10 protein-coding genes and 1 other annotated feature are annotated in these 10,855 nt (G+C 44.7%); of the genes, 4 read left to right on the top strand and 6 right to left on the bottom strand.

From position 1 onward, the window contains the following. Window positions 1-10: 10 nt before the first annotated feature. Both CAG69_RS18185 and tyrA read left to right on the top strand, forming a co-directional pair. A complete protein-coding gene (locus tag CAG69_RS18185; protein WP_005397501.1) occupies window positions 11-1,087 on the top strand; it encodes a 3-deoxy-7-phosphoheptulonate synthase in 1,077 nt (358 codons plus the stop codon). Between the two features lie 21 nt (window positions 1,088-1,108). Beyond that, entirely contained in the window at window positions 1,109-2,236 is a 1,128-nt protein-coding gene (tyrA, locus tag CAG69_RS18180) for a bifunctional chorismate mutase/prephenate dehydrogenase (protein ID WP_161445512.1), read from the top strand. 77 nt (window positions 2,237-2,313) lie between these two features. Here tyrA and CAG69_RS18175 read toward each other — a convergent pair whose 3' ends face one another. The 3 genes from CAG69_RS18175 to ettA form a co-directional block, all read right to left on the bottom strand. Then, window positions 2,314-3,315: a M23 family metallopeptidase gene (locus CAG69_RS18175; RefSeq protein ID WP_005397491.1), complete on the bottom strand. Its 1,002-nt coding sequence runs from the start codon at window positions 3,313-3,315 to the stop codon at window positions 2,314-2,316. Between the two features lie 28 nt (window positions 3,316-3,343). After that, window positions 3,344-3,712: a PilZ domain-containing protein gene (locus CAG69_RS18170; RefSeq protein WP_161445510.1), complete on the bottom strand. Its 369-nt coding sequence runs from the start codon at window positions 3,710-3,712 to the stop codon at window positions 3,344-3,346. A gap of 231 nt (window positions 3,713-3,943) precedes the next feature. Then, a complete protein-coding gene (gene ettA, locus CAG69_RS18165) occupies window positions 3,944-5,611 on the bottom strand; it encodes an energy-dependent translational throttle protein EttA (protein WP_005381894.1) in 1,668 nt (555 codons plus the stop codon). 364 nt (window positions 5,612-5,975) lie between these two features. On the opposite strand from ettA, the gene sltY reads away from it, so the two are divergent. Continuing rightward, complete coding sequence (gene sltY, locus CAG69_RS18160; protein WP_161445508.1) at window positions 5,976-7,922, top strand: murein transglycosylase; 1,947 nt, start codon at window positions 5,976-5,978, stop codon at window positions 7,920-7,922. A gap of 13 nt (window positions 7,923-7,935) precedes the next feature. Then, window positions 7,936-8,244: a trp operon repressor gene (gene trpR / locus CAG69_RS18155; protein ID WP_161445506.1), complete on the top strand. Its 309-nt coding sequence runs from the start codon at window positions 7,936-7,938 to the stop codon at window positions 8,242-8,244. 110 nt (window positions 8,245-8,354) lie between these two features. Here trpR and yjjX read toward each other — a convergent pair whose 3' ends face one another. From yjjX to hpf, 3 genes are all read right to left on the bottom strand, one after another. Further along, window positions 8,355-8,888 carry an inosine/xanthosine triphosphatase gene (gene yjjX, locus CAG69_RS18150; protein ID WP_005397487.1) on the bottom strand — a complete coding sequence of 178 codons (534 nt, stop codon included), beginning with the start codon at window positions 8,886-8,888 and terminating at the stop codon, window positions 8,355-8,357. 24 nt (window positions 8,889-8,912) lie between these two features. Further along, on the bottom strand, window positions 8,913-10,091 hold the full coding sequence (pheA, locus tag CAG69_RS18145; RefSeq protein WP_005397485.1) for a prephenate dehydratase: 1,179 nt from the start codon (window positions 10,089-10,091) through the stop codon (window positions 8,913-8,915). Window positions 10,092-10,103: 12 nt separating this feature from the next. Beyond that, window positions 10,104-10,225, bottom strand: a sequence feature (Phe leader region). A gap of 108 nt (window positions 10,226-10,333) precedes the next feature. Continuing rightward, window positions 10,334-10,660 carry a ribosome hibernation-promoting factor, HPF/YfiA family gene (gene hpf / locus CAG69_RS18140; RefSeq protein ID WP_005397484.1) on the bottom strand — a complete coding sequence of 109 codons (327 nt, stop codon included), beginning with the start codon at window positions 10,658-10,660 and terminating at the stop codon, window positions 10,334-10,336. Window positions 10,661-10,855: the final 195 nt, after the last annotated feature.

The following is a 10,855-nucleotide window of genomic DNA, read 5'->3' as shown; positions in this document are numbered from 1 at the left end:
GGTTAGAGTTATGCAGAAAAGTGAGTTGAGCAATATTAATATTAGCGAAGAGCAGGTTCTTATTACCCCAGAGGAGCTAAAAACCAAGCTTCCTTTGAGTGAAAAAGCGCGCCGCTTTATTCAAGAGTCTCGCCAAACTATCGCTAATATTATTCATAAAAAGGATCATCGCCTGCTGGTTGTATGTGGTCCATGTTCTATCCACGACGTGGAAGCGGCGAAGGATTACGCAAAACGTCTTAAGGCGCTCTCTGAACAACTAAGTGACCAACTGTATATTGTTATGCGTGTTTACTTTGAAAAACCACGCACCACGGTCGGCTGGAAAGGACTGATTAACGATCCGCACCTCGATGGCAGCTTCGATATTGAACATGGTCTGCATGTTGGACGCGAACTACTAGTGGAATTGGCAGAGATGGAAATCCCGCTCGCGACTGAAGCTCTGGACCCAATTAGCCCACAATACTTGGCGGATACTTTTAGTTGGGCTGCGATCGGCGCACGTACTACGGAGTCACAAACTCACCGTGAAATGGCAAGTGGCCTGTCTATGCCAATCGGTTTTAAAAATGGCACGGATGGTAGTTTGGCAACTGCAATCAATGCGATGCAAGCTGCGTCTTCTAGCCACCGTTTTATGGGGATCAACCGTGAGGGACAAGTAGCGCTCTTGACCACTCAGGGTAATGCTAATGGGCATGTGATCTTACGTGGTGGCAAGCAAACTAACTACGACTCAGTATCAGTTACTGAGTGTGAGCAAGAAATGGCTAAGTCTGGTCTTGATGCATCACTAATGGTGGACTGTAGTCACGCCAACTCACGTAAAGATTACCGTCGCCAGCCATTAGTCGCGGAGGATGTGATTCATCAAATCCGTGAAGGCAATAAATCTATTATCGGCCTTATGATTGAAAGCCATATCAATGAAGGAAATCAATCTTCTGACTTAGCTCTTGAAGAGATGAAATACGGTGTATCTATCACTGACGCATGTATCAATTGGGATTCAACTGAGGCACTATTACGTCATGCACATGAAGAGCTAGTGCCTTTCTTAGAAAATCGTCTAAAGGCTAATTAATACAGGATTTAAGGAACATCAATGGCAGTTGAACTTAACGCATTGCGCGATCAGATTGATGCAGTCGACAAGCAAATGTTGGAGCTATTAGCTCAGCGTTTGGCGCTCGTAGAGAAAGTTGGGGAAGTAAAAAGCGAACATGGTTTGCCTATTTATGCCCCTGATCGTGAAGCGGCGATGCTGGCTTCTCGCCGAGCAGAAGCTGAGAAAATGGGAATTCCTCCACAGCTTATTGAAGATATTCTGCGTCGTACCATGCGTGAGTCTTATGCCAGTGAAAAAGATTCCGGTTTTAAGTGTTTGAACCCTGATTTACGCTCAGTTGTTATTATTGGTGGTAATGGTCAATTGGGTGGCCTGTTTGGGCGTATGTTCAAATTGTCGGGCTATCAGGTCAAAGTTCTCGGCAGTAAAGACTGGGATCATGCGGATGAGATTCTAGACAACGCGGGTTTAGTCGTGGTCACGGTGCCGATTCATCTAACGGAAGGGGTGATCGAAAAACTGGGGAACTTGCCGCAAGACTGCATTCTGTGTGACCTGACTTCTATCAAGTCGAAGCCTCTGCAAGCAATGTTGAATGTGCACCAAGGTCCTGTGGTTGGTTTGCACCCAATGTTTGGCCCAGATGTTCCGAGCCTTGCCAAGCAGGTTATTGTGTACTGTGATGGCCGTGGTCACGAGCATTACCAATGGCTATTGCAACAGTTTGGGATATGGGGCGCAAGCTTGTGCCAAATCGATGCACAAGAGCACGATCATGGCATGACGTTGATTCAGGCGCTGCGCCACTTCACGTCGTTTGCTTACGGTATGCACCTTAGCAAAGAGAAACCGAACATTGAGCAACTGTTAAAGTTGAGCTCACCAATCTACCGCTTGGAGTTGGCGATGGTAGGGCGTCTGTTTGGTCAGGATCCAAACCTCTACGGTGACATCATTCTCTCATCGCAAGAAAACATCGACATGATTAAACGATTCCACCAACGCTTCGGCGAGGCACTTGCGATTTTGGATAGCAAAGATAAAGCCAAATTTGTCGAAAGCTTTGAGCAGGTGAGTGAGTGGTTTGGTGATTATTCACAACAATTTATGAATGAGAGCCAAAACTTACTCAAACAGGCGAATGATAATATTCATCGCGGTTAATCGCGGGTTATCTATCCGTGTGGAGCCCGAAACGAAAAGAGCAGCTTACGCTGCTCTTTTTTGTGTCGAGAGATAAATCAGTTAGTCGCGGTATTGCTGGTATCTTCACTTGATACTGTATTGATACTGGTGTCGCGATAGGGGGAGTTGGTTAAATTGACTTGCAGACGCACGACATTATCAATCAATTGAACTAAAGGGCCCCATTTCACTTTTTTCTCTTTTTCAAATACATAATTGAAGTTTTCTGGCGTCCACTCCATCAAGTATTGAGGGTTGAGTGCTCGCCCGAGAAAGCGCACCTCATAATGCAGGTGCGGGCCAGTGGAATTACCTGAACTACCACATTGAGCAATCACATCGCCTTTACTGACAAATTGGCCGCTTTTCACTTTAAAGCGTTGTAAGTGAGCAAAGGAGCTCATAAAGCCAAATGAGTGACGAATAGTGACATAGTTGCCATAGCCACGATTACTCGGGCGAACGGTTTCTACCACTCCGTCTGCAGGTGCGAGGATTTCTTCTCCTCGTTTACAGGTAAGATCGATACCAGTATGAACGTGTCGTTTACCTGAAATAGGATTAATGCGACTGCCGTAGGAAGAAGAAATACGTTGGTATGTCACTGGGCTATCATTTGGAATCAAACGAAACATGGTTGCTCGAACCGCGGAATCGATAGCTGCTGCATCAATTCGCTCTTCTAACGCCATGTTGTTTTCATCGATCATCAGCTCTTCGTCAGCGAGACCTAGAACCGATTCGACATCGAATACCCGTTTTCCTAATAGCTGAATTTGATTGTTTTTATCGGTCAATGACTGAGAAAGCGAGTGGTTGGTATCAAGCTGCTCTTCATAAAGCGCGGTGATTTCGGCCTTTTCACTTTCTAGTTTGGCGATGGTTTGTGTTAGTTCGTCTTTATTGTGTATCTGCTGTTGATTGAGATACCACGCGCCACCAACGACGGCGGGTAATGCCAATACCGAAGCAAATACTGCTAGGACCGAACTGCGGCCCAAATAGAACTGCTGATCGCCGTCTTTCGTCGGGATCTGCATGATGATTTTTTTAGACATAGTTATTGTTACTTAAATAGGCGTTCATTTATTTTTCTCCTAAATCAGAGAGATGTTCTAACTCTCGGTTCAGAAGGTCGTTATTGCCTACATTCAATTCTATAAATCGTTTTAGTTGGCTAATGCTCTCGATGTCTATCTTGATGATCTTTAACCTAATCTCACACTTAGAAACATCCACAATTTGCGCTTTTAACGTAATCACTTGTTCGGATTGATCAAATGAAAAAGTAACATGGGCTGGAAGGGCTGGATCCAAAGCCTCAGTCTCTTCCACTTTCATGAGTAAACCATGTAAGGAAAGATCTTGAACCCTAGCTTCAATTGCCAAGTCACGTTGTTCTACCTTCGCTCGCGCTTGATGGAGAATGCGTGAAAAGCGTCGTCTCTCTGCCATGTGCATTTTCTCGTCATGTCTTCAAACAGAATTGAATAGTATATCAATGTGAACAAAAAATGTTCGATTGCTGTTTGAAAAGTGTCGAGGTCGCTACAGAGTGACGTAAGTGCAATGTCATGTTCTTAACGAACGAGACGGGCTAATGAGCTCTTTTTTATAACAAAGAAAACAAAGGCCGCTATGATAGCGGCCTTTGTACAAATTACAATCAAACTTTGCGGGTTGCGATTACTTCGCAATACGCTTGTATTTGATGCGGTGTGGTTCTGCGGCTTCAGGGCCCAACGTTTTCTTCAACCAGTCCATGTACTCGGTGTAGTTACCTTCGTAGAAGTTAACTTGGCCTTCGTCACGGTAGTCAATGATGTGGGTCGCGATACGGTCAAGGAACCAACGGTCGTGCGAGATAACCATTGCACAACCAGGGAACTCTAGTAGTGCTTCTTCTAGAGCACGCAGTGTTTCCACGTCAAGGTCGTTGGTCGGTTCGTCGAGTAGTAACACGTTACCGCCCGCTTTAAGCAGTTTCGCAAGGTGGACACGGTTACGCTCACCACCTGATAGCTCACCAATGATTTTTTGTTGGTCGCTGCCTTTAAAGTTAAAGCGTGAACAGTACGCGCGAGCAGGGATTTCGAAGTTGTTGATCTTAATGATATCAGCACCTTCAGAAATTTCTTGGAATACGGTTTTAGAATCGTCCATGCTGTCACGGAACTGATCGACCGATGCAAGTTTCACAGTATCGCCCATTTCAATTGTGCCTGAATCTGGTTGTTCAGTACCACTTAACATCTTGAATAGGGTCGATTTACCTGCGCCGTTCGCACCGATGATACCAACAATCGCACCTTTAGGGATGCTGAATGATAGGTCATCAATTAGAACACGGCCGTCAAATGACTTCGTTAGGTTCTTCACTTCAATAACTTTATCACCTAGGCGCTCACCTGGCGGGATAAACAGTTCATTGGTTTCGTTACGTTTTTGGTGATCAGAGCTTTGCAGTTCTTCAAAGCGTGCCATACGTGCTTTTGATTTCGCTTGACGACCTTTAGGGTTTTTACGTACCCACTCAAGTTCTTTCTCGATGGTTTTTTGACGAGCACTTTCTTGAGATGCTTCTTGTTGTAGACGAGCGTCTTTTTGCTCCAACCATGAAGTGTAGTTACCTTCCCATGGGATACCTTCACCACGGTCAAGCTCTAAGATCCAACCCGCGGCGTTATCTAGGAAGTAACGGTCGTGGGTGATAGCGACTACAGTACCTGTGTAATCCACTAAGAAGCGTTCTAGCCAAGCAACAGATTCTGCATCTAGGTGGTTGGTAGGCTCATCAAGCAGCAGCATGTCTGGCTTAGAAAGTAGCAGGCGACAAATAGCGACACGGCGGCGTTCACCACCTGATAGGTGCGCAATTTTTTGGTCCCATTCAGGTAAACGAAGTGCGTTTGCTGCTCGCTCAAGTGCGTTTTCTAGGTTGTGACCATCTTTCGCTTGGATCAGAGCTTCAAGTTCGCCTTGCTCTTTTGCAAGTGCGTCGAAGTCTGCATCTGGTTCTGCGTAAGCCGCATAGACCGCATCCAAACGTTTCAGTGCGTCAGCAACGTCAGCAACCGCTTCTTCAACAACTTCACGAACGGTTTTTGATTCGTCTAATACAGGCTCCTGGGGTAGGTAGCCTACGTTTAGACCAGGTTGTGGACGCGCTTCACCGTCGATATCCGTGTCGATACCTGCCATGATACGTAGCAGTGTGGATTTACCTGCACCGTTCAGACCTAAAACACCGATTTTCGCACCAGGGAAGAAGCTCAGAGAGATGTCTTTAAGAATTTGACGCTTAGGTGGCACAATCTTGCTCACCCGCGACATGGTATATACGTATTCAGCCATTGCCGATCGTTCCTAAATTAACTGTCATTCAAACCCATCATTTTATACCAAGTGCTTTGTTTTTGTTACCGCATTGCAAGAATTTCCCTTTCGAATGGATTTCTTATTTTGAGCTGACCGGAAACTTACACGGTTAGGGTATACACTTTTGTTATTCGTTATAAATGACGAAGTGCTTTCTGCACAAGTTAGGAACTCCTTGTCTCCATCGTCTTAAAAGTTTCACGAGTACAATTTTTAATACACTAAGTTGCTTTACATGGACATCTGCATTCTGTGTAAATAGATGCATGTGTGAAAATTGCCTTAACATCACATGAACGCTAACAAAACGAGGCTTTGGGGCAGTATATGTCTGGGGAAAATGACACAAATGAGATTCAACGTATCTGAATTGGCTAAAAACGTATGCTGTGCAGCCGCGCTGTGTGCGATGAGTTTGAGTGCTAATGCCGCGCTGAGCTTGGAAAAGCAGCGTGAAGTTTATGAGCAAGCTCAAGATTTATTAGATAAAAATGACATCGACGGATACCTTTCGATCCGTCCTAAAATTTCTGACTATCCACTGACGCCTTATGTGGACTACCGAACATTTATTAGACAGTTACCGGAAAAGTCGCCACAGCAGGTGAACGAATTTATTTCGGAGCACGAGTCGTTTCCTTTTTCTCGTCGTGTGCGCGCTCCATACCTCAACCATCTTTATAAGCAAAAAGATTGGAAAACCATTACTGAGTTTCAAAAAGTCATTCCAAGTGGCGAGCGTTACCAATGTATTTTCTACGTGGCTCAGTTAGAGCAAGGTAAGAAAGTCGCCGCGTTTAAAGGAGCTGAGCATATGTGGTTGCGTGGCAGAAGTATTGCCGATGAGTGCGATCCATTATTCGCAGCATGGGACAAGGCCGGTGAACGTACTGATGGATTAATTCTCCAGCGTATGCTACTGGCGTTTGATGCACGTAATGGCAGTTTGATGAGTTACTTACTTAAATTGCCTAAATCCTCGCAGGCAAGGCAACAAGCGAAAGAAATGAAGGCGTTGTTTGATAACCCTTCAAGCGTTGCGGAGTTCGCGAAGAAAAAACCGGCTAATGATTTTAATCGAGCGCAAAGCGAATATGCGTTGGAAAAGCTAGCTCGCATGAATACCAGTCAAGCGCAGAGTGCGTATGATGCCGTCATTAAAGGGCAGAAGTTTTCTCCAGAAAAGGCGCAAGCCCTGGCTGACTATATCGCATTTCGATTGACCCGTACTGAGTCTGAGTCACTAGCTAAGTGGCGCGATGATAAAACGAAAACCAGCCAGTACTTACCGCTCATTGAAACTCGCATTCGCTTAGCGATTCAGAACGCGGATTGGAAGGGCGTACAAGAGTGGATTGCCGTTCTCAATAAAGAAGAACAAGCGTCGCTTCGCTGGCAATACTGGCTTGGACGAAGTGAAATTGCGTTAGGTGATGACATCGCAGGGAAACAGCGTTTAGCGACTTTGGTCGGGCAGCGAAACTTTTATAGTGTGGCAGCCGCTAATGCGATTGGACAATCAATCAAATACCCTACGCATACGGTTAAGTTTGATAAGCGAGTGGTTCAACCCTATCAAGACTCGTTAGTTCGTATTGAAGAGTTGATCGCGACGGATAAAATTGCAGCAGCGAAAAGTGAATGGGCACATTTATTGCGCCGCGTAGGGAAAGATGAAAAGGCGATGCTGGCGGCTTATGCGTCTTCTAAGCGTTGGCATAACCTAACGGTGACCGCGAGTATTCAAGCGCAGATGTGGGATAATATCGAACTGAGGTTCCCGATTGCGCATCGCTGGTGGTTTAACTTTTATGCAAAAAAACACAACATAGATCCCGTGACGATGATGTCCCTAGCTCGACAGGAAAGTGCGTTGGATGTCGAAGCCCGTTCTCCAGTTGGTGCTCGTGGTCTTATGCAGATCATGCCCGCTACAGCAAAGTACACGGCACGTAAATATAAGTTGAGTTATCAAGGTACGCAGGATCTCTACAATGTGGGCAAAAATATCGAAATTGGTAGCCATTATTTGCAAGGCTTATTAGAGGATTACGATAATAATCGTATTTTTGCTCTTGCTGCTTATAATGCAGGTCCTAACAGAGTAAAAACGTGGCGAGAGCGTACCCAAGGAAAAGTGGATGCTTATGCCTTTATTGAGGCAATTCCATTTAGAGAGACACGCGGTTATGTACAAAACATCCTGATGTTTGAAACATATTACCGTGATCTTTTGGGTATCGATGGCGCGTTCTTGAATCAACATGAGATCAATACCAAGTATTGAGTGAGGTAACTTGATGTCGCACGAACCCGAGTACAAAGACTGGCAACAGATTATTGAGCTAATTCGAACTAGCATGGACAGTGAGCAAGATGAAATGCTGTTAACCATGCTGATGTCACGTGATGAGAGAGAATCATTAATATCACGCGTTAATATTATTAACGAGCTTCTTAAAGGAGAATTATCTCAACGCCAGATCAGCCAGATGCTTGGCGTGGGTATTGCCACTATTACTCGTGGCTCTAACGAGTTAAAGTCTAAATCTGATGAAGAGAAAGACAAACTCAAGGTTTTGTTAGAGCAAGTTGCGGTATCTAAGTAGCCAGTGATTCCAATTCGCCTTTAGGTATTAGTATCATAAGTGGTTAAGATAACGTGTTAAAAAGGGCGGAAATATCCGCCCTTTTTCGTACCTAACGAATGGGGTGAGCGTTATAAATTTGAAGGGAAGTGCTCAGGGTTTGTGAATGGAATCAGAGCCAGAATCAAGGCTTGATGGTAAACCGAACTTCGAGTCAGCTGGTTTTGGGTGAGCAGGCTGATGGCACCACCTTTCTGTTTGATGTTCTCGGTACCAAACACCTCATCCATGACATCTCCCAGCTCATTCGCATGCTCGAGTTTTTCCAATACTTTAGGCGGCAGCATTAAGCTCGCAGAGCGAGATTCACCACGGTGAGTATTCGACTCAATCACCATCCACGCAAACGTCACGTTTGTTTCAATTCCCGCTTCAAGTCCGACATAGTAATCCGCGTTTGGCATCTCTACTTTTGCGTTTTTAACGCGGTTTAGTGCACCGCGATGAGTCTCTTCATCAGTCATAGGTTGATCTGCGACTTCACTAGGTACACTGACGCCAACGAAGTTGAACTCTTGGTGCGGAAATGCACTGTTAAATGCACTTTGAACGGCATTAATTTTAGCTGGGTTTAGCGATGCGATTACGACTTTTTGGGTTGCCATGATCTTTTTACTCACTGGTGTCTATTAACTCAATTTTACTTGGGTAGGCTTTACGTTCTCACTAGGGTAACACCCTAATACTTTCAAGTGTTTAGTGATTTTCGTTAGCTCTTCTAGTGCCTGTTGCATTTCTGTCGAAGCAAGATGAGATTCCAAGTCTACGTAGAACATCTCTTCCCATGGGTTCCCCATAATTGGACGTGATTCTAGCTTGGTCATATTGATGCCGTAACGTTGCAGTACTAATAGTGTTTCAACCAATGAGCCAGCCTCTTGGGAGGTCGACATGATCAAGGTGGTTTTTGCTGGAATCTGAGTTGAAACCTCAACTGGTTTGCGAGCAACCACGATAAAACGAGTATGGTTCTCAGTTTGGTTTGCGATGTTGCCTTGAATTGCTTGCAAGCCGTATAGCTTACCGCTTGATGCATTACCAATTGCAGCAACATCATCACGATCCATCTCTTGAACTTTCTGCATTGCATCTGCCGTGCTGGCGCAAGACTCCAGTTTTACACCTTTCATACGGCTTAAAAACTCACTGCACTGTTGGTGTGGCTGAGGATGTGAATACAGCGTTTTAATGTTTTCCAGACGAATGTCTTTTTTCGCAACCAAGCAGTGCTCGATTGGTTGAGTTAGCTCTCCAACGATGTACAGCGTCGTGTGTTGTAGTAGGTCGTACACTTCATTAATAGAGCCTGAACTGGTGTTTTCGATTGGCAGAACACCATAATCAGCATGGCCCGATTCTACTGTTTGAGTCACTTCTTTGAAGTGTTCGCAGTTGAGCTCGATAAGCTCTGTATTTTTACGGCTGAAGTATTCGCGGCTTGCCAAGTGCGAGTAAGAGCCTTTGGCTCCTAAGAAAGCGACGCGAGCAAGTGGCTTACGACTTTGTTGCGGGTTAACGAGGTTTTGCAGGTAACTTTGCTGAAGAAGCACAGAGTCTTCAATGATGGTATGGAAAAGTTTAGTGATGTACTGCGCGTCGAGCTCGTATTTATCTCGGCCATTAGAAATCAGCTTAACTAATAGTTGTTGTTCTCGAACGGCATCACGAACGGGTTTTGAGGTTTGTACTTTGCTTTTGGCTACTTCAATGCTGAGTTTACGGCGCTCAGACAATAAGCTGAGGAGTTGGTCATCCAACTCATTCAAGCGCAAACGAATTTCTTCGAGGGAAATAGGTTGGTCAGTCATCAATTCTTTCCTTATAAAAAAGCCTCCCGATTTGGGAGGCTTTCTGTTTGTTTTTGACTTTTCTTTCACAAACGAGTTCGCCCCTCCGACTATGGGAGGAAAAAGAAGTCAAAAATAAACAGTGAGGTTAAATGCATAAATAGTGCTTAATTTATGAGTGTTTAAACACAATAAGCAAGGCGGGGGAGAGCGTCAAGCAAAAAAATAGCGCCTTTCGGCGCTATTTCCTCAATCTGGTCAGTTTACTCTTCTTCTTCCACTAGCTCAGGCTTATTTGCACGTCGAGCTTCAGGTTTGTGGGTCAGCTTGTTCAATTGTCGTTCTAGTTTTTGCTCCACTTCGTTGATAGCTGCGTAAAGATCTTCGTGAGTTGCTGAGGCAATGAGCTGGCCTTTAGGAACTTTAATAACCGCTTCGAATTTCTTCTGTTTGTTTGGTTCCTCACTGAAAGTTGCTTGGCAACCAATTAGGTCTACTTGCCATTTCTCCAGTTTTTTAAACTTGCTCTCAATATGAGCTCGGATTGCAGAGGTGATTTCGATGTTTTTGCCAGTGATATTCATTGTCATAAGTGTTTTTCCTCTGTTGCATCCCTCATGGGTTGAGTTCAGATTACCGCTTTAAGCATAAAAAAATGTGATTCAGATCATTATTTTGTTCGGGGTTTTTATGATGAAAAATGAATGTGATCTCACTCAAGATCTGCTGAGATTTATCGTGAAATTGCTTGTTATCGGTTAGTAAATCCGTAGATTGGATAGAGT

Origin of the sequence: Vibrio sp. V43_P6S15P86 (assembly GCF_009904725.1) — a bacterium.
GTDB classification, from domain to species: Bacteria; Pseudomonadota; Gammaproteobacteria; order Enterobacterales; family Vibrionaceae; genus Vibrio; species Vibrio diabolicus.
Note: the sequence above shows the minus strand (reverse complement) of the source record. Positions and strands in the feature narration are given on the sequence as shown.